Source organism: Rothia sp. 11254D007BW (assembly GCF_053548195.1).
Window position 1 is genome coordinate 1,906,710 of record NZ_JBPWPK010000001.1, and the last position, 18,847, is coordinate 1,925,556.

The window sequence follows — 18,847 nt, forward strand, 5'->3', positions numbered from 1 at the left end:
AAGCGCCTCTACTTCGTCCAAAAGTAGCGCCGTACAATAAACATACGTTGCAAGGACGCAGCCGCCCGCCACCCTGCCCCCGGCAGAGTAGGCGGGCGGCGGCGTCCTTAAAAATTCCCAGCGCACCCAGCGCGCACCCCTAGGAAAACACATGACACAACCCCACTCACCCTACGACGATGCGGTCTCGCCCGAGACCTCCGTCGGTATGCGGGTCAATCAGCACACCGCCCCACCCATCACCGGGGACGCCACCGTGCGTAAACTCCGCCCCCGCCACGTCACCATGATTACCCTTGGCGGCATTATCGGCGCTTCCCTCTTCGTGGGCTCCGGTAACGTGATTCGCTCCGTCGGCCCCGCCGCCCTCATCTCCTACCTCATCGGCGGCCTGCTGGTCTTCCTCGCCATGCGCATGCTGGGCGAAATGGCCGCTGCCCGGCCCGCTATCGGCTCCTTCATGGAATACGCCCGCGTAGGCCTGGGCAACTGGGCCGCCTACCTGGTCGGCTGGCTCTACTGGTACTTCTGGGTCGGAGTGCTCGCCTATGAGGCGGTGCTCGGTGGTGAAACCATCGCGGGCTGGTTCCCCGGCGTGCCCGCCTGGGCCGCCTCCCTCGTCCTTCTCGCTATCTTTGTGGGCACCAACCTTATCTCTGTGCGCACCTTCGGTGAAGTCGAATTCTGGCTGGCCTCCATCAAGGTGATTGCCATCGTGGTCTTCTTGGCCGCCGGCCTGCTCTTCGCCCTTGGCCTGTGGCCCGACTCCACCAACACCGTCAACTACCTGTGGAGCCACGGCGGCTTCGCCCCCAACGGCTACGGCATCGCCCTCACCGGCGTTGCCCTGGTGATCTTCTCCTACTTCGGTACCGAAATTGCCGTCATGGCAGCGGCCGAATCGGAAGATCCCGCCAAGGGTATCCGCCAGGCGTCCTCGACCGTTATTTGGCGCATCCTGCTCTTTTTCGTCGGCGCTATCGCCGTGATTTGTATGGTGATTCCCTGGGACGAACTACCCGAACCCACCAACGTGTCGGTCGCCCCCTTCACCCTGGTCTTCGAACGCCTGGGCGTGCCCGGGGCCTCAGTCATTATGCAGCTGGTTATCTTCACCGCCGTTATCTCGGTGCTGAACTCCGGCCTGTACTCTGCCTCCCGCATGGCAGCAGCCCTCTCCCAGCAGGGCTTCGGCCCCGACCTGCTGGCCAAGAAATCCCGCCGCGGCGTGCCCGTCTACGCCCTACTGGCATCCACCATCGGCGGAGTCATTGCCTCCATCGTGAACTTTGCCGCCCCCAACTCGGGTATCTTCGAGTTCATCATGAACTCGGCGGGCCTGGTCGCCCTCTTCGTCTACGTCTTTATCGCCCTGACCCAGTGGAACATGCGCCGCAAGATGACCCCCGAAGAAGTTGCCGGGCTCAAGCTCAAGATGTGGCTCTTCCCCTGGCTCAATATTGTGCTCATCGCGGGTATTCTCTTCGTGCTGATCGTGATGCTGGGCAGCGAGTCGGGCCGCACCCAGGTCTACACCTCGCTCATTGTCACCGTAGCTATGCTGGCCCTGTGGCCCCTGGCCCGTAAGAAGGTGGCGGCGAAGAGCTAGATCGCCTTTGCAAGGTATTCCCAACCCCACGCCCTGTCACGAAATTGCGCGGACGCCCGCAGCGGTTTGTGGCAGGGTGTGGAGTTGGGTGCCTTAGCGAGGGCAGCCTTGTTTTTTATATACCCCTGGGGGTATTATCTCTAGGGTGAAGAAAGAGAAAGAGGAACTGTGCTGTTAGCTCTTGCAGGCGGCCTGGCTGTAGGCCTGCTCATGGGTGCCCTGGGTGGGGGTGGGGCTATTTTAGCGATTCCCCTGCTGGTCTACGGGTTCGGGTTTAGCCCGACCCAGGCGACCCTGGCTTCCCTCGTAGTGGTGGGTATTGGCGCTGCCGCCGGTGTACTGACCCAAGCCCGCTCTGTTGACTGGCGTCGCGGCGCTTTCTTTGGGGCGCTTGGTTTGGCTGGCGCCTACGGCGGTCGAATGTTAGCCCATGGCCTCGATGGGCGGCTGCTCCTGCTGGCCTTCTCTGCTCTGTTGCTGGTAGTGGCCAGTCTAATGGTGCGCAAAGCGCGCAGAAGCTCTGTGCGAGCCCAGGGTATGGACGCCACCTCCCACCCCTCCACCTTTCGGCAGGGAGTTACGTTGGTGGGGGCGGCTACGGGGGTTGGTTTTTTGACCGGCTTCTTTGGTGTGGGTGGCGGTTTTGCTATCGTGCCCGCCCTGACTCTCATCTTGGGGCTCAGTATGGCAACTGCTGTGGGGACATCCCTGCTCGTTATCCTCATCAACAGCCTCGTTGCCCTCGCCCTGGGAGCTGGGGCTCTGCCGTCCTTGGATTGGTCAGCGCTCGCACCCCTGCTGGCTGCAACTGCGGTCGGTACCCTGGTGGGTACCTGGGGCGGCAAGAGGCTGCCCCAGCGGGCCTTGCAGATGGTTTTTGCTATCTTCCTTTACATTGTTGCGGTCTACATGGCAGCTACCACTCTCGTTGAACTGATGGCATAAGGAAAGGAAAAAATATGTCAGATACTACAAGCGTCCTCCCCTCCACTCTTGAGGTGCAGCAGCTGGCACAGAACATCAAAGACTCCCCAGCGGCCCTACTGCTCGATGTGCGCACCGCAGCGGAATACGAGGGTGCCCATATTCCCGGGAGTGTAAATGTACCCTTGGCTCTAATTGAAAAGCACCCCGAAGAGCTGAGTGCTTTCATTGATGATGAAGCTGTCATTATCTGTCGTTCCGGTGCTCGCGCTACCCGCGCCCAGAAGCTCCTGGCTGGGGCTGGTGTTACTCGCACCAGTGTACTCACTGGCGGTATGGAGGCCTGGAAGAAGGCTGACCAGCCCGTGAACGTGGGCCCGGCTCGCTGGGATCTTGAGCGTCAGGTGCGCCTGGTTGCAGGTTCCCTGGTGCTGGGTGGGGTAGTGGCTAGCACTATCTTCCCCAAGGCTAAGTATCTGGCTGGCGCTATCGGTGGTGGCCTAACCTTTTCAGCGGTCAGCAATACCTGCGCTATGGGTACAGCACTTTCCAAGCTGCCCTACAACAGGGGCGGGGATGTGACCCTGCGCGAAGCCAAGCGCCGCCTGGCTGCCACGGGTAATTCCCAGGTGATCTAGACTCCCGTTTTAAAGCAAGGACGCCGCACCCCGGCTCCTACTCCGCACCTAGTGGTGCTGGGGTAGGTGCCGGGGTGCGGCGTTTTGGTGTGCTGGGTGAGGCCTAGGCCAAGGAGAGGAACATTTTCTCTAGCTGGTCGGGGGTCATTTCGGGCTCATCTGCGGTGAGGCACTGCTGGAGGCCGCTGGCGACCACGGCAAAGCTGGCGCGGTCGACCGCTTTAGAGGCGGCGGCCAACTGGGTGACGATTTTTTGGCAGTCATCACCTTCTTCGAGCATGCGGATAATACCGTTGAGCTGCCCCTGGGCTCGCTTGAGGCGGTTGATCACGGGTTTCATCTCTTCGGGGTTGAGTTGCACGACTCCTGCTTTCTGGTAAAAACTTTTTCTCTAGTATACCCCCGGGGGTTTGTTTTTGGGTGGGGCTCTGTTATCTTTTAAATACCCCCAGGGGTATTTTTAAACGAGTGATACCGAAAGGACCTACCGTGCTCTTTGAACGCATCTACGAAGAAGGCCTCGCCCAGGCCAGCTACTTCATCGGCTGCCAGCGCAAGGGTGAAGCCATTGTGGTGGACGCCCGTCGCGACATCCAGGTCTACCTCGACCTAGCTGCCAAAAACAACATGAAGATTGTGGCAGCTACCGAAACCCACATCCACGCCGACTACCTCTCAGGAACCCGTGAGCTGGCGTCCGCAACCGGCGCCACCGTCTACTTCTCCGGCGAAGGCGGGGACGACTGGCAGTACGACTTCGACGGCACCCGCCTCTACCACGGCGACACCATCCAGCTGGGCAAAATCACTGTCACCGCCCAGCACACCCCCGGCCACACCCCGGAGCACCTCTCCTTCCTCATCACCGACGGTGCAGTGGCCGACGCCCCCGGCTACATGCTCACCGGCGACTTCGTCTTTGTGGGCGACCTGGGCCGACCCGACCTGCTCGATGAAGCTGCAGGCGGTATCGACACCCGTTTTGCCGGTGCCCGGGACCTCTTCGCCAGCCTCAAAAACATCTTCATGCCCCTGCCTGATCACGTGCAGGTGCACCCAGCCCACGGCGCAGGATCCCCCTGCGGCAAAGCCCTGGGTGCGGTTCCCTCAAGCACCGTCGGCTACGAAAAGGCCTACGCCTGGTGGGCACCCTACGTGCGCAATAATGACGAGCAGGGCTTCATCGATGAACTGCTCAACGGCCAGCCCGACGCTCACGCCTACTTCGCCCGCATGAAGAAGGAAAACCGTCTCGGCCCGGCCCTCATCGGCTACCCAGCCCCCGAACCTGCTGAACTCACCGCAGCCCAGGTGGCAGAAAAACTTGAGGCTGACCAGGCTATCTTCATCGATACCCGTAGTCAGCACGACGTGCACAGCGGCACGGTGGCTGGCTCGCTGAACGTCCCGGCAGGCCCCCAGGTCTCCAACTTCGCCGCCTGGGTGCTGGACCCCGACCGCGAAAGCCGCCCCCTGGTCGTCCTGGCTGATACTGAAGCCCAAGCGACTCACCTGCGCGATGCCCTCTACCGGGTAGGTATCGATACCGTGCGCTACTACACCACCGACATCGAACCCCTGGTGAACTTCACCCCGCCCCTGGTAGCGGTGGATGAGCTAGATACAGCCTCCCGCGATGCTCTGGTCGATGTGCGCGCTAAAAATGAGTACGCCGCAGGCACCATTCCCGGTGCCCAGCAGCTCTCAGGTGGTTCAGCCCTCTGGCGCCTTGATGAACTGCCCGCCCCCGGCTCGACTCTGCTGACCTTCTGCCAGTCCGGCGTGCGCAACTCGGTGGTTGCCAGCGGTCTGCGTCGAGCCGGTTACACCGTGCTTGAACTTGAAGGCAGCTATGCCGCCTGGGTGGCGCAGAACTAGCCGGGTGCGGGATGGACCAGGCTACCTTTAGGAGTTGGCGCGGGTGAGCGCGGCGGCGACGTCGGCCAGTAGGGCGGGCACGTCGTCCTTATCCATCATGACCTCCAGGAAAACCAGCTTGTCGCGTGTGGCCTGGGTCAGGGCGGTTGCTTCCAGCAGCTCAGCGGCGGTGGTCACGCGCAGCATGAGCACGTCGTCCTCGGTCGCCCCCAGCGCTGCCGGAATCAGCTGCCAGTTATAGCGGCGAATATCGTTGTAGGGCTGGGTGGGGCCGTGAATGGCACGCTCCACCGTGTAGCCGTCATTGTTGATCAGCACCACCACCGGGTTGGTCTTCTGCTCCAGCATGGTGCCGATTTCCTGGAAGGTTAGCTGGGCTGAGCCGTCGCCAATGAGCAGGACGCCGCGCGCACCCCGGTCTGCGATGGAAGCCCCCAGCATGGCAGGCAGGGTATAGCCGATCGAACCCCACAGGGGCTGGCCGATAAACATGGAATTCTCGGGGAAACGGCGGGAGGCCATACCGAAGAAGGAAGTGCCCTGGTCGGCCACCACAATGTTGCCCGGGGACAGCTCACGGGAGAGCAGGGACCAGAGGACGTCCTGGGTCAGCGGGGCGTCCATGTCGATGTCTTCGTGGGTTTCTTCGTCCCAGGGCAGTAGCTCCTTGGGGGCTGCACCCACTTCAAGGGCGACCTCGCGCACCAGGTCAAGGGCGGTATCGAGGGTGAGCGGGGCGTAGGTCTTGCGGCCAATCTTGGCGGTCTGGGCCCCCAAAAAGACGGTGTTCTCGGGCAGGTTCTGGGAGAAACCGGCGGTGGTGGTGTCGGTGAAGGTTACGCCCGCGCAGATCAGGGCTTCTGCCTGCTCCACGGCGTCCTTGGTGCGGGCCGACGACACCACCCCGGCGTAAATACCAGCAAAAGCCGGCTTGGACTCGTCCACCAGGGTCTTGCCCCACATCAGGGTGGCGTAGGGCAGGCCGGTTGCCGCCAGCATCTCGGTCAGGTTAGCCTGCGCACCCATGCGGTGAACCAAAAGGTCAGCAAGCACCGTGGTCTGCTTGCCCGCCAGCACTTCAGCCAGGTCAGCGCGGAAGGCTTCAACAGCACCGGGGGACGAGAGGGCCTTGGGCACCTCCAGCGGGCCGCTCGGCGGGGCCACCTCAACCCGGGCTACGTCGGTTGCCAGCAGAATGTAGCCGGGGCGCTTCTGGATCATCATTTCGCGCAGCACGCGGTCAATTTCGGCGGTAGCGGTGGCGTGCTCAAGGTTAGCAACCGCGCAGGACACCTCAGACGCCATACGAATAAAGTGGGTGAAATCGCCATCACCCAGGGTGTGGTGCATGGTCAGGTGGGCGGCCTGGGCGTCCTTCGACGGAGCACCCACGATATGCAGGACGGGCACGTGCTCGGCGTAGGAACCGGCCGTTGCGTTAATAGCGGAAAGCTCACCCACACCGTAGGTGGTCACCAGGGCGCCAATACCGCCCACGCGGGCGTAGCCGTCCGCCGCGTACCCGGCGTTGAGCTCATTCGCGTTGCCTACCCAGGTCAGCTGCTCGTGCGCAATCACATGGTCGAGGAACTGCAGATTAAAGTCGCCGGGCACACCGAAAATATCGGTAGCGCCCAGGGAAACAAGGCGGTCAAGCAGGTAGTCGCTGACGGTGTAGGTCATGGGTGGTGTCCTTACTGGTGGGTGCCCGCGGGGTGTTGCGGGCGTCACTGATTATCCTCTCTATGATAGGTGTGTCTAGGCTAGCTTCGCTAGACAGAGCGCCAGCCCAACAGGCGTAGACTGGGAGCCATGACACAGCCAGACATTCTCGGCGCCCCCTACACCGCCGAAACCATCGATCTGGGCCGCGACTCAGAAGGCCCCATCGTTGCCACCCTCGTCCACCGACCCGCAGATACTGGCGGGGCGGACGCAGCTCCCCACCTCCCGGCGTCCGCGCAGGGGCAAGACGGGGCGGCACAGCCCGCCGTACTCTACCTGCACGGCTTTGTGGACTACTTCTTCCAGAAGGACCTCGGCGACTGGTGGGCAGCCCGCGGCCACGACTTCTACGCCCTTGACCTGCGCAAATATGGGCGCTCCCTGCTACCGGGGCAGACCCCCTTCTACACCGAAAACCTCGACGACTACTTCGAAGACCTCACCGCCGCCTGGCAGCTCATCACCGGCCGCGACGGGCACCAGCAGGTTATTCTCATGGCCCACTCCACCGGCGGACTCATCGCCTCCCTCTGGGCCAGCCGAACCGCCCCGCCCGAGCTGGCTGCTGTCGTCCTCAACTCCCCCTGGCTCGACCACTTCAACAACCCGCTTGAGCGTGCCCTCATGACCGGGTCGGTGGCGGCGCTCGCGCGCTTCAAGCCGCGCGCCATCGTGCAGAAGGAGCAGGAGGACGCCTACGCCCGCTCCCTGCACGCTGAGCACGCGGGCACCTGGCAGTTCAACACCGACTGGAAGACCCTCAACTTCCCACCCGTCTACGCGGGCTGGCTGGCGGCTGTGCGCCGGGCCCACCGGCAGCTACAGCGCGGCCTCGACATCCAGGCCCCCGTTCTGCTGCTAACCTCGGCCCGCTCCGGCAAACTCAAGAACCCCACTGATCGCCACGACTTCGACGCGGTGCTCAATGTGCAGGGAATCCGCCGCTGGGGCCTGGGGCTGGGCAAGGACGTCACCAGCCGTGTCATCGACGGCGGAACCCACGACCTCGTCCTCTCACCCGAACCCGCCCGTACCGCCACCTACCGGGCTATCGGCGAGTTCATCGACCGTCTCTAGGTAGCCCAGCCTAGCCTCACCCGCCGGTTAAGCTCCGCCGAGCTAAGGGGCACTGTGGGCTTGCTGGAAGAAGCCTGGGCACAAGGGCTAAGGTAAGGGGTATGACGAACCAAGCGAACGAAACCGCCCCTCACTCCCACACCGGAGAAGCCCACAACATGGGCGGAGCCTACCAGGAAAAACTCAACCGCCTCCGCGCCTCCGTCCTCGGTGCTAACGACGGCATTGTCTCTGTCGCCGCCACCGTTGTTGGTGTTGCCGGTGCAAACACCAGCACTTCAACCATTGGTGTTGCCGCCGCTGCTGCTGTTGTCGGTGGTGCTATCTCCATGGCCCTGGGCGAGTTCGTCTCGGTCTCGTCCCAGGTGGATAGCCAGGAAGCCCTAATCGCCAAGGAAAAGGCTGAGCTGCGTGACATGCCCGAGTACGAGCTCGATGAGCTGACCGAGATTCTTGAAGAGCGCGGCATCTCACCCGAAACCGCCCGCAAGGCGGCTATCGAGATGACCGAGAAGAACGCCCTCAAGACCCACCTGCACTTTGAGCTAGGTATCGACGATGAGGATATCCCCTCCCCCTGGTCTGCTGCCTTCGCTTCGGCCGGTTCCTTCCTGGTGGGTGCCCTGCTCCCGACCCTGCTGATTCTGCTCTTCCCCGAGTCGATTCGTATTCCGGTGACCTTCGCCGGCGTGCTCGTTGCCCTGGCAATCACCGGTACCCTGGGCGCTAAGTGGGGCGGCTCCCCGCACTACGGCAAGGCCGCCCTGCGCGTCGTCATCGGTGGCGCCCTAGCCCTGGCCGTCACCTTCGGTGTTGGCTCCCTGCTGGGGGCAACCGGCGTGGTCTAGGCCAACGAGGCTGACGACCTCCCAGCTGAAGGCGGGGCCGGCGTCCTTACCGCAGGACGCCGGTCGCGGCGCTAGCTCGGTGCGGCGGGCGGTCACGACCCAGAAACGGCCGTCGCGGTGGGAGACATGGGCGGCGTGCAGGTCGGGTTCGGTGGCGGTCATTTCACTGGGGTTGAGGTCGTCGGGGCTTACCTGCTCACCGGCGTCCGTAAGGAGGGTGCGGACGGCTACCTCGGCTACCTGCTCAATGGGGGAGTGGGAGGAGCGCCCGCGCAGCCCGGTGAGTTCTACCCGGCCCTGCTGGGCACCCTGGGCTAAGGTCAGGGCCTGTTCGAAGGTTAGGCGCCCGTAGGTGTAGCCGGTGGGCAGGCTGATGGCGACCGGGGCGAAGCGGTGCCCACCGGTGTGGGAGCACTCCCAGACGCTGCCGTCCGCGAGTTGTTCGGATACAAAGGACGCAATGGGTCGGCCGCGTACCGCGCAGCAGCGGTCGCGCTTAGAGTGAGTGCAGACAAGGGTGAGTGTTTCACGTGAAACAACCGCACCGGGTATATTTTCGGGGGTTTCGAGGGGAAGGGAGAGCAAATCCTCCGCACCGGTTACCTCAAACGAGTAGAGCCTGGCGGGTGAAAAATCCCTACCCCCGGTAACCGCAAGAAAGGCGCGGCGGCGGGCGCCGACGTCCTTAACCTTCTGCCCCTCACGACCGGGCTGCCGAATCAGCAGCAGGCGGGCACCCACCTGCGCCATCTTCTCTTTAAGGGCGGCTGAGAGTTCTGCCCCAAAGACGGTTCCATCGAGAATATCGCGGCCCCAGCCGCCGGGGTGCTCCAGCAGAACCCAGAGCGTCTCGCGGGCAGCGGTGCCCGGTAGGTTCTCATCAACCGGCAGGGAGCAGGAATCGGCAGGAATAACGGGTGCGGTAGGGCTAGTCATGGGCATAAGTGTACGCCAGCGCGGGCTTCAAGGGGGCGGCGAAAGTGCATCATATCGCCGAGAGTGCGCACGACTGCTGCACGCTCAGCGATATGCCGCACGCTCACGCGGGTCAGGGCTGCTGGCAAAATATTGTTTAATCTATAGAATAAATATTCGTACAACATTCGAAACTTTGTACTATATTTAAGGCATGAAAGCCATAGTTGTAGGCCAGCTACACCCGGGGGTGCCCTGGCCTCTCCCTACCAGCCCCACCCGAATTCCTGCGGGCTTCCCGTCCCCTGCCCAGGACTACTCAGCTACCCACATTGACCTTAATGAGGTGCTTATTGCCGATCGCAACTGCACCTACATTCTGAGAGTGAGCGGGTCTTCAATGATCGACGCGGGCATCGCAGACGGTGACGAAATTATTGTGGATCGCTCCCGCCAACCCGTTGAGGGGTCAGTTGTGGTGGCAGCTATCGACGGCGAATTTACTGTCAAACGTTTTCACATTGACCGCTACGGCGCCGGGTGGCTCCTGCCCGAAAACCCCGCCTACCCACCCATCCCCATCCCTGCTGAATCGGAGTTCATGATTTTTGGGGTGGTCACCCGCTGCCTTCACAGGGTGTAGCTGTGACTAGGCGACAGGTAGTGCACGTTGATATCAACTCCTGCTACGTTTCGTGCGAACGTATCTTTGACCCCTCGCTCATGGGGCGGCCGGTAGTGGTGCTCTCTAATAATGACGGCTGCGTGGTTGCCCTCTCGGCAGAAGCGAAAGCCCTGGGGTACACCATGGGTATGCCCTGGTTTCAGATAGAGCACAGGGCTCGCGTGCAGGGGGTTATTGCCCGATCTTCCAACTACGAGCTTTACGGCGAAATTTCTGCCCGGGTGATGCGGGTACTCGCTTCACAGGCGGCCGAATTTGAGCAGTACTCCATCGACGAGGCTTTCCTGACTGTGCCGATTGAGCCCGCTGCTGCCCGTACCTATGCCCGAAGCATCAAAGACCAGCTGCTACGCGGCGTGGGGGTGCCAGTCTGCGTGGGGGTTGCCCCTACAAAAACCCTCGCCAAACTCGCCAATAAAACCGCCAAAAAGATTCCCACCTTGGCGGGGGTGTGCGTGTGGGGTTGTTTGCCCTTGGAACGTAAGGACGCCCTGCTGGCGGCTTTGCCGGTATCTGAGGTGTGGGGAGTGGGGCGGCGAACTACGCAGAAACTTGCGGCTCTAGGTATTACCTCGATTGCCGATTTGGCGGCAGCGCGACCCGACGTGATTCGAAAAAAGTTCTCGGTGGTTCTGATGCGCACAGTTTTGGAATTACAAGAAATTCCGGCGTGCGAGCTGGAAGAGCAGCGCCGCTTTAAAGACCAGCTCATCTACTCGAGGGCCTTCTCCCGACCCGTATCTGACGCAGATTCTTTACGCCAGGTACTCAGTATTTACGCACAGAAAGCTGCTGCCCGACTAGCCCGCCACGGCCAACTAGCCGGCCTACTCACCGCCTTCTGTGGAACCGCCGTTTTCAGCTCTGGGCAGCAGCATCACCCCGCCCTACAGATGCGCCTGCCGGGGTATACGTCCGACCCGGTCATCTTGACCCGGGCTGCTCATCAGCTCCTGGAACACGTTGACTTCTCAACTGTCGCCTATGCCAGAGCGGGTGTCATGCTGACGGATTTGCGCCCTGCCGGCGGGCAGGAACCCCTCTGGGGCATGGAATACCGTCATGAGTCCCGAGACATCGCGGGCCTGCTCGCTCGGGTGCAGGAGAGGTGTGGTGAGGGCTCGGTGGGGCTGGGGTATGCGGGCTTAGCTCGTCCGCCGGAATGGCAGATGAAGCGTGAGATGCTCTCGCCCAGGGCAACCACCCACTGGGACGAGCTGGTGAAAGTGCGGGTGGGGGAAGGCTTTGAATGGTCTAGTAGGGCTATAGGTTCAATGTAATCCTAAAGTAGAGGCAGGTCTGATATAAAATAATTTCTTCTTTTTAATATGAATAATATGGCTTTGACAAGTGAAAATTATAGAAAAACATTAAATGATAGAAAGACGTTGGTAAAATACTCTTATGAAACCTATTGGTCTTCCCTCCTTCTCCTTTGATTCACCGCTCGCAGAACATGTGGTGCGGTTAGAACGTGCTAGGAGCGCGCTAAAGGTGACCCAGGGGAATCTCGATGAGCCTATTTTGTATGAGCTTAGGACTCTTTTTCAGTACCTCACAAGTATGATGTCCGCACGTATAGAGGGTAACCGCACCACCGTTGTTGATGCTCTGAACAAAAAAGCACAGGGGGAAGAAGGAAACGATGGGTTGCAGGAAATTCTTAATCTAGAGAAGGCCAGCCTCTTTATCGATGAGGTAGTAGACCAAGAATTTCATTTCACAGAAGTGTTCGTGAGGGAACTCCACCGGTTGTCTGTGCAGGGTCTGGTACGTGAAGGTGACTCTGCACCGGGTAGCTACCGCACAACCCCTGTGAGAATCTCACAATCGCGGCATATCCCGCCTGGCCCAGAATCAATATCGGCAGATATGCGTCAGCTACTGGAGTTCATCAACCAAGACCTGCCCAGTCAATACCACCTACTCCAAACCGCCATCTCCCATCACCGCTTTGTCTGGATTCATCCATTTACCAATGGGAATGGACGTGTCTCCCGCCTACTTACCTATGCCATGCTGGTTAAACAAAACTTCACGTCTGCAGGTGGTTACAGAGCTTTAAACCCCACTGTGGTGTTTGGGGCTGACCGCTCAGCCTACTACGCTCATCTGGAGCAGGCGGACTCGCTTGAGAACGAAGATCTCATTGCCTGGTGTAGTTACGTTATTCAGGGGCTCGAAAAAGATCTCGAACATATCATGACCCTGAGTAATCACGATTCGGTGGTAAAAACAGTCTATTATCCTGCACTCAAAAGGGCCTATGAAGCATCGTTGCTGACACAGGCTGAGGTAGATATCCTCATGCGTACCGCTCAGTATGGGTGGATAAAGGCCGGTGACCTTGCAGATCTCATTCCTGGATCTGCATCAACGAGAAGCCAGAGGCTGGCAAAGCTTATCGGTCGTGGTCTGCTTGCTAAGGAAGAAGGAAAACGGCACTACAGTATCAAAATTATGGGTAATGTGGTTACCTTATTTGTTGTGCGCCAACTCGATGCCTTGGGGATGCTGCCTTCTATCCTGCGAGACTAGACGGACACTGGCCTGTTGGTGACGGTAGCCTAGATACATGACTTCACCCGCAGACTCAGCCCCCGCAGAGCCGCAGCCACCTGTGCGCATCGACGCCTGGCTATGGTCAGTGCGCGTGTTCAAAACCCGCTCACTGGCGTCCACCGAGGTCAAAGCCGGGCACGTGCGCATCAACAGCGAGCACGCCAAGCCCTCCCAGAAAATCAAACCCGGCGACACCGTCACCGTGCGCTACCCCGGCTGGGAGCGCGTACTTATCGTACGAAAAACCATCTCCAAGCGCGTCGGTGCTCCCGTAGCCGTCACCTGCTACAACGATATCTCCGCCCCCAAACCCGCGTACCTCACCAGCGGTGCCCTACCCCGTCGCGACCGGGGTGCAGGCCGTCCCACCAAAAATGAACGCCGCGCCCTCAATAAACTCCGCGGCTACGAGAAAGAATAGCCATGCCCCACACCCTGCGCCCGGCCGTCCTTGCCGACGTGCCCGCCCTCTCAGCTTTTGCCAGTGCCCACTTCCCCGACGCTGCTCCGCCCGTGGTTCCCCGCGAGTTCGTTGCGGCCTTTGTGAGCGAAAACCTAGATGAGGCGTCCTTCACCCGCTACATCGAAACCGGCGCCTACAGCTTCACCCTGGCCGTCAACGAAGCGGGCGACATCATCGCCTACTTCGGCATCGACCACGAGGCGCCCCAGCCCGCCGAAATTCCCGGCAAGGCTGCCTACCTGAGTAAGTTCTATCTCTCTGCCGAAACCCGTGGAACCGGTCTGGCTAGGGAACTCATGGATGCCGCTGTCGCCGCTGCCCGCGCAGACGGTAAAGACGGCCTGCACCTTGGCACCCACCAGCTCAACCACCGCGCCCAGGCCTTCTACGAAAAGATGGGATTCACCCGGGTGGGTGAGCGCACCTTCCAGCTCACCGACACCGAAGTTGCCCACGACTACATCTACCACCTGTCTATTTAAAACCTGAAGATTGTGCAGGTCGGTGCGGTATCATGACTCTACGCCTTGCCTTCCCCCACTCGCTCGCAGCGGCAGGGCTCGAGGAGAATAATGAATTTTGAGATCCGCCCACCTGTGCCCGCAGAGGCCAGAGCGTGGGAAGAGCTGCGCATGACGTCCTGGCGTCACGCCTACGCAGGCACATTTACCCCTAAAATGTTTGCCAAGCAGGAAGAGCAGCTGGACGCCCGCGCCAACGGATTTGCAGAGTGGCTAGATTCCACCGGCGGCACCGGTGAAGATATTCAGCAGCAACTGGGCCAGCACCGCCGAGCCCTGGTGGCGGTAGAAAAGGACGCCGCGGGCAAGTTACTGGGCCTGGCTTTCGCCTCACAGATGCCCTACGAGGTACAAAAACTTGAAATGCTCTACCTGCTGCCCGAGGCCTTCGGCACGGGAGTTGCCCAGGCCCTGCTGGGTGAGGTGCTCGACCCCGGCCCGGCTGAACTTGAGGTGCTCTCCACCAACGCCCGCGCGATTCGTTTCTATGAAAAAGAAGGCTTCACTATCGCCCGCTCTGACGAGTTTGCGGGCCGTAAAACCTACATCATGACCCGGCCCTAGCAGCCCCACTTTTGACCGTAACGCTAAATGCCATGTGCGCGGTAACGATTCGCGCACATGGCATTTATCGTTACACTCAGCCGAGGCGGAGCGGTGCGCGGACGCCGGTGGTAGGGTGAGAGGGTCAGGCCGGGTTGGCCCCGCTGTGAGGAGCCCGGCTCGAACCCTCACCAAGGAAAACACCCTATGACTAGCTCACCTGCCGCGCCTGGCCGTCCGCCCCTGAACCGCGACACCACCGTCTGCATTTCTCTCTCGGGCCGCCCCTCAAACCACGGCATCAAGTTCCACAACTACCTCTACGAAAAGTTTGGCCTGGACTTTCTCTATAAGGCCATGACCACCACCGACATTGAGGCCGCTATCGGTGGCGTGCGGGCCCTGGGAATTCGCGGGTGCTCGGTGTCCATGCCCTTCAAGCAGGCGGTGATTCCCCTGGTCAACGAGATGGACCACTCCGCTGAGGTCATCGGTGCGGTCAACACCATTGTGAATACTGACGGCTACCTCAAGGCCTACAACACCGACGTGATTGCGGTGGCCTCCCTGCTGGCCTCCCACCGGGTAGACCCCGCCCTGCCTTTCCTGCTGCGCGGCTCTGGCGGCATGGCGGCGGCTGTGGCTGGAGCCTTCTATGATGCGGGATTCCGCACCGGCACCATCATCGCCCGTAACGAAGAGGCGGGTCGGGCCCTGGCCGAGCGTTACGGCTACACCTGGGCCGCTGAGGTGGGCGAGCTGACCGCCCCCGTCATTGTGAACGTCACCCCCATCGGCATGGAGGGCGGCCCCGAGGTTGACACCCTGGCCTACCCCGCTCCCGCGATTGAGGCCGCCCAGGTGGTCTTTGACGTGGTCGCCATGCCCGTTGAAACCCCGCTGATTCGCGCTGGCCGGGCTGCTGGTAAGGAGGTCATTACCGGCGGTGAGGTCATTGCCCTGCAGGCTGCTGAACAGTTCAAGCTCTACACCGGGGTTGAGGTGAGCGACGCCGATGTGGCCGAGGCTGAGGCCCAGGCCAACTAGGTTCTTGAAGGTAGCCGAAACCTTCATCTGCGCGTTCTTTGCACACGCAGATGAAGGTTTCGCTTACCCATACGGACGCCGGTAGGGTGGTTTTATGCCCTCTACACCGTCTTCTTCACCCCGGCAGCCTTCGCTCAACCGCCAGATTCTTGCCCTGGCGGTGCCTGCTTTTGGTGCCCTCATTGCTGAGCCCCTGCTGGTGCTGGCCGATTCTGCCATCGTGGGCCATCTGGGCAGCGCTCCATTAGCTGGCCTGACGCTGGGCTCAACCGTGGTGCAGACCCTGGTGGGCTTCATGGTTTTTCTGGCCTACTCCACCACCCCGGCGGTGGCCCGGGCCGTGGGGGCAGGCGATACTCCCAGCGCTTTTGCTGCCGCCCGCAACGGCCTGTGGGTGGCTGCTGGCCTGGGTCTTTTCTTCGCGGTGCTGCTGGCGCTGACCGCCGGCCCCCTGCTGCGTGCACTGGGGGCGGGCGGGGACGTCCTGACCCACGCCACCGCCTACCTGCTACCCTCCCTGGCGGGCTTGCCCGGCATGCTCCTGGTGCTGGCGGCGACCGGTGCCCTGCGCGGTTTCCAGGACGCCACAACCCCCCTCTACGTTGCTACCACCGGCGCTGCCCTCAACGTGCCGCTGAGCTGGGCCCTGGTCTACCCGGCAGGCTGGGGCGTGGCTGGCTCGGCGGTGGCAACGGCGGTGGTGCAGTGGGGCATGGCCCTGGCACTGACCTATGCGGTAGTGGCGCGGACGCGGGCACCCGGCTCTACTGCCCGACCCTCCGGCTTATCAGTGCGGACGCGGGTGCCCGGCTGGCTGCCTGACCTCGCCGGTCTTAAGGCTGTTTTTAGGGTGGGGGCCTGGCTAATGGTGCGGGCCGCCTGCCTGCGGATTGCCCTGCTGGCTACGGTCTTTGTGGTGACCAGCCAGGGGGAGAAAAACCTGGCCGCCTACCAGCTGACGATGGCCTTCTTTAACCTGCTGGCCTTCGCCCTAGACGCCCTGGCCATTGCTGCCCAGGCCCTGCTGGGTAAGGAGATGGGTGCGCAGGATCTTTCAACCCGGCAGGGGCAGGGCGCGGTGGTTCAGCTCAAAAACCGCCTGGTGCGGTGGAGCCTGGCCTTTGGTCTGGTCACGGCCCTGGTCTGCCCAGTGGTCGGGTTTGGCCTGGCCTGGGTGTTTACCCCCGACCCCGAGGTGCAGCGCCTCTTTGCTCTGTCGTTGCTGGTGCTGGCGGTGGGGCAGCCCCTGGCCGCCTACGTTTTCATTCTGGACGGCGTGCTCATCGGCGCCCAGGACGTACGCTATCTGGGTCTAGCAGGGCTCTTTACCCTGGTGGCCTATCTGCCGGTGCTGGCTGGGCTGTATCTCTGGTTCGGTACCGGTGCGGACGCTCCCGCCCAGTTCGCTGGGGGCACCTCCTGGGGCTGGGGCGGTCTGTTCGATGGCCCCACCCTGGCCTACCTGCTGCTCTGGTGCTCCTACGCCCTGTGGTACATGGGCGCCCGCGCCCTCACCCTGGGTCTGCGCGCCCGCAGCGGGGTGTGGCTGCGCTAGCCCGCCATAAGCTCAGCCAGCAGGGCTTCGACGCGGTGCTCCTGGCCGGTAGCGCGCAGCAGCTCAATGCAGGCGTCCAGGGCAGCAGCACGGGACTTCTTCAGTCTCAAAGGCTCAAAAAACTCCGCCGCCAACTCGTAGCGGCCAATCGCCAACTCACTCTGCCCGGCGGTAGCCGCAGCTTCAGCGGCAACCATCAGCAGGCGGGCTGCCCGCTCCAGGCACTCGTTCTCGCGGTAGGTTTCTACCAGCTCATCCACGAGCTGCTGGCTCGCAGAGTCATCGGCCGCCAGTGAAAGACGGGCAGCGAGATCCTGAGCCTGCATCACAGTCAGAAGGTCGGGGTGGGCCGCCTGCCGAGCCAGCTCCTGTAGCTCATTGACCGGGGTGCGAAGGGCTTCAAGGTCATTCACCCGTTCGGCAACCGGTGCCCACACGCGCACTACCTCGGCCAGCAGGGCGGGGGCGGCACCGCCGTCCGCCAGCAGAGGCCAGGCCGTCTCAAAGAACCCGTGGGCCTCAAGCGCCTGCGCCCCAGTGACAGGCCCACCGGCCAGCACCAAGAAAGCAGCCTCGGCATAGGCCATACCCGCCTCAAGGGAAGCCCCCGCCGCCTCATGCTCGCGGGCCACCGCCAGGTAGGACTCCACCGGGGTAAAGGACAGGGGAGTAGCGTCGGTCGCGCTCGCACCACCGGTCTGGGCACCTTCGGCGGCGTCCGCTTCGGTCAAACTAGCCGAACCAGCCCCGTCCGCCCCCGTAGGCAGCACAATGGGTACCAGGGCGGGCAGCTCGGTGGCGGCCTCCAGGGACTCCGAGAACCGGGTGTTACCCGCCCGGCGGTCAAAGGCCTGGGCCAGCGGCCGGGACTCATCCAGCGCCCAGTCGTAAAGCTCCCGCAGGGTCGCCCGCGATGTCTGACCGGCAGGCCGCAGGCCGGTGGGCATATCCCCGTGGTCCTCTAAAGCCCAGGCCAGGCCAGCGACGATATAGCGCAGGAAGTTGCGGTTATCGCCGGGATCCCCTGCCAAGTCAAGGGCACGTTTACCGTGGTCAGCGAGCAGGTCAAAGGCCGCCTGAAGATTCTGGCCGCGGGCCAGCACCTCAAACTCAACCCCCAGATCGTCCGGGTCATACTGGTCGCGGTTAGCCGCAGCCCGCAGCAGGTGCCGGCCGGCAGCTTCGCCGTCCTCCACATGTAGGTAGGCAAGGGCCAGCTGCCGGTGGGAGGCCGCAGGTTCCCGGTTACACAAATCTTCGGTGGGGGCACCCATGCGGATAGCCGCCTCAAACTCCCCGTCGGTCACGTGGTCGCGCAGAATCCCGCCGTGCCTGCAGGAGCCGCAGTCCATCTCGTCCTCACCGTGTGCAAGCCAGCGGGCGCGCCAGGTCTCGGCGGCCTCGTCCTCGCCAATATGGGCAGCCCACATGTACTCGGCCCGGTCAGGGGCCATCTCGCCCATGCCCGCCAGGCGGTAGCGGCGGCGCATCTCATCGAGCAGCTCGCGCGCCTGCGCCTTAGAGATCTGCGGGTAGGCGGTCATGTCGCCAATAATCCACTTGAACTGCCAGAAGAGGGTGCGGGCGGTGAACTCGTCAAAGTGCTCGGGGTGGGCGTCGTAGAGGCGCAGCAGCTTAGAGAACACCGCAAAGGACGCCGGGGTCGGCTGCCCAAAAACATAGGCCTCCACCAGGTTGAGGTAGGCCTCGGGCAGCATGGATTCGGGGCCCTCCCGCTCAAGAGTGCGGGTGATGTACTCCATGGCGGCGGTGCGGGCGCTACCGTAGGGCAGGTCGCGGATCGCGGCAATTTTCTGGGCGGCTTCGTGGGTTGACCACACAGTTTTCTCCCTTATC

At 62.1% G+C, this 18,847-nt stretch carries 18 protein-coding genes; 14 read left to right on the forward strand and 4 right to left on the reverse strand.

Annotated elements, in window-relative coordinates:
* Nucleotides 1–151: 151 nt before the first annotated feature.
* From ACEE43_RS08530 to ACEE43_RS08540, 3 genes are all read left to right on the forward strand, one after another.
* Complete coding sequence (locus tag ACEE43_RS08530) at nucleotides 152–1,609, forward strand: amino acid permease (protein ID WP_237198277.1); 1,458 nt, start codon at nucleotides 152–154, stop codon at nucleotides 1,607–1,609.
* Nucleotides 1,610–1,777: 168 nt separating this feature from the next.
* Nucleotides 1,778–2,554, forward strand: coding sequence for a sulfite exporter TauE/SafE family protein (locus ACEE43_RS08535; RefSeq protein ID WP_449107222.1), 777 nt, complete (start codon nucleotides 1,778–1,780; stop codon nucleotides 2,552–2,554).
* Between the two features lie 14 nt (nucleotides 2,555–2,568).
* Nucleotides 2,569–3,171 (forward strand): rhodanese-like domain-containing protein, encoded by a 603-nt coding sequence (locus ACEE43_RS08540; RefSeq protein WP_449107223.1) that lies wholly within the window; start codon nucleotides 2,569–2,571, stop codon nucleotides 3,169–3,171.
* A gap of 103 nt (nucleotides 3,172–3,274) precedes the next feature.
* On the opposite strand, the gene ACEE43_RS08545 is transcribed toward ACEE43_RS08540, so the two are convergent.
* A complete protein-coding gene (locus ACEE43_RS08545) occupies nucleotides 3,275–3,532 on the reverse strand; it encodes a metal-sensitive transcriptional regulator (RefSeq protein WP_449107224.1) in 258 nt (85 codons plus the stop codon).
* Between the two features lie 128 nt (nucleotides 3,533–3,660).
* On the opposite strand from ACEE43_RS08545, the gene ACEE43_RS08550 reads away from it, so the two are divergent.
* A complete protein-coding gene (locus tag ACEE43_RS08550) occupies nucleotides 3,661–5,049 on the forward strand; it encodes an MBL fold metallo-hydrolase (protein ID WP_449107225.1) in 1,389 nt (462 codons plus the stop codon).
* 27 nt (nucleotides 5,050–5,076) lie between these two features.
* Here ACEE43_RS08550 and ACEE43_RS08555 read toward each other — a convergent pair whose 3' ends face one another.
* The gene (locus ACEE43_RS08555; RefSeq protein WP_449107226.1) at nucleotides 5,077–6,732 is read right to left on the reverse strand and encodes an alpha-keto acid decarboxylase family protein; all 1,656 of its coding nucleotides are present in this window, start codon (nucleotides 6,730–6,732) and stop codon (nucleotides 5,077–5,079) included.
* A 129-nt stretch (nucleotides 6,733–6,861) separates the two neighbouring features.
* Here ACEE43_RS08555 and ACEE43_RS08560 point away from each other — a divergent pair, with 129 nt between their 5' ends.
* Together ACEE43_RS08560 and ACEE43_RS08565 are read left to right on the forward strand one after the other, a co-directional pair.
* Complete coding sequence (locus ACEE43_RS08560; RefSeq protein WP_449107227.1) at nucleotides 6,862–7,851, forward strand: alpha/beta hydrolase; 990 nt, start codon at nucleotides 6,862–6,864, stop codon at nucleotides 7,849–7,851.
* A gap of 101 nt (nucleotides 7,852–7,952) precedes the next feature.
* Nucleotides 7,953–8,699, forward strand: coding sequence for a VIT1/CCC1 transporter family protein (locus tag ACEE43_RS08565; RefSeq protein ID WP_449107228.1), 747 nt, complete (start codon nucleotides 7,953–7,955; stop codon nucleotides 8,697–8,699).
* Here ACEE43_RS08565 and ACEE43_RS08570 read toward each other — a convergent pair.
* Nucleotides 8,640–9,635, reverse strand: coding sequence for a sucrase ferredoxin (locus ACEE43_RS08570; RefSeq protein WP_449107229.1), 996 nt, complete (start codon nucleotides 9,633–9,635; stop codon nucleotides 8,640–8,642). The two genes, ACEE43_RS08565 and ACEE43_RS08570, sit on opposite strands and share 60 nt — an antisense overlap.
* A gap of 193 nt (nucleotides 9,636–9,828) precedes the next feature.
* Between ACEE43_RS08570 and ACEE43_RS08575 the strand changes: the two genes are divergently transcribed.
* The 8 genes from ACEE43_RS08575 to ACEE43_RS08610 all read left to right on the forward strand — a co-directional run bounded on the left by ACEE43_RS08575 (nucleotide 9,829) and on the right by ACEE43_RS08610 (nucleotide 16,990).
* On the forward strand, nucleotides 9,829–10,257 hold the full coding sequence (locus ACEE43_RS08575; protein WP_449107230.1) for a LexA family protein: 429 nt from the start codon (nucleotides 9,829–9,831) through the stop codon (nucleotides 10,255–10,257).
* 2 nt (nucleotides 10,258–10,259) lie between these two features.
* Entirely contained in the window at nucleotides 10,260–11,579 is a 1,320-nt protein-coding gene (locus tag ACEE43_RS08580) for a Y-family DNA polymerase (RefSeq protein ID WP_449107231.1), read from the forward strand.
* 124 nt (nucleotides 11,580–11,703) lie between these two features.
* Entirely contained in the window at nucleotides 11,704–12,837 is a 1,134-nt protein-coding gene (locus tag ACEE43_RS08585) for a Fic family protein (RefSeq protein ID WP_449107232.1), read from the forward strand.
* A gap of 37 nt (nucleotides 12,838–12,874) precedes the next feature.
* Nucleotides 12,875–13,282 (forward strand): RNA-binding S4 domain-containing protein, encoded by a 408-nt coding sequence (locus ACEE43_RS08590; RefSeq protein ID WP_449107233.1) that lies wholly within the window; start codon nucleotides 12,875–12,877, stop codon nucleotides 13,280–13,282.
* 2 nt (nucleotides 13,283–13,284) lie between these two features.
* The gene (locus ACEE43_RS08595; RefSeq protein WP_449107234.1) at nucleotides 13,285–13,806 is read left to right on the forward strand and encodes an N-acetyltransferase family protein; all 522 of its coding nucleotides are present in this window, start codon (nucleotides 13,285–13,287) and stop codon (nucleotides 13,804–13,806) included.
* A 90-nt stretch (nucleotides 13,807–13,896) separates the two neighbouring features.
* Entirely contained in the window at nucleotides 13,897–14,409 is a 513-nt protein-coding gene (locus ACEE43_RS08600; RefSeq protein ID WP_449107235.1) for a GNAT family N-acetyltransferase, read from the forward strand.
* A 186-nt stretch (nucleotides 14,410–14,595) separates the two neighbouring features.
* Nucleotides 14,596–15,435 carry a shikimate 5-dehydrogenase gene (locus tag ACEE43_RS08605; protein ID WP_449107236.1) on the forward strand — a complete coding sequence of 280 codons (840 nt, stop codon included), beginning with the start codon at nucleotides 14,596–14,598 and terminating at the stop codon, nucleotides 15,433–15,435.
* 94 nt (nucleotides 15,436–15,529) lie between these two features.
* A complete protein-coding gene (locus ACEE43_RS08610; RefSeq protein WP_449107237.1) occupies nucleotides 15,530–16,990 on the forward strand; it encodes an MATE family efflux transporter in 1,461 nt (486 codons plus the stop codon).
* Here ACEE43_RS08610 and ACEE43_RS08615 read toward each other — a convergent pair.
* Nucleotides 16,987–18,831: a hypothetical protein gene (locus ACEE43_RS08615; RefSeq protein ID WP_449107238.1), complete on the reverse strand. Its 1,845-nt coding sequence runs from the start codon at nucleotides 18,829–18,831 to the stop codon at nucleotides 16,987–16,989. The genes ACEE43_RS08610 and ACEE43_RS08615 overlap by 4 nt on opposite strands.
* Nucleotides 18,832–18,847: the final 16 nt, after the last annotated feature.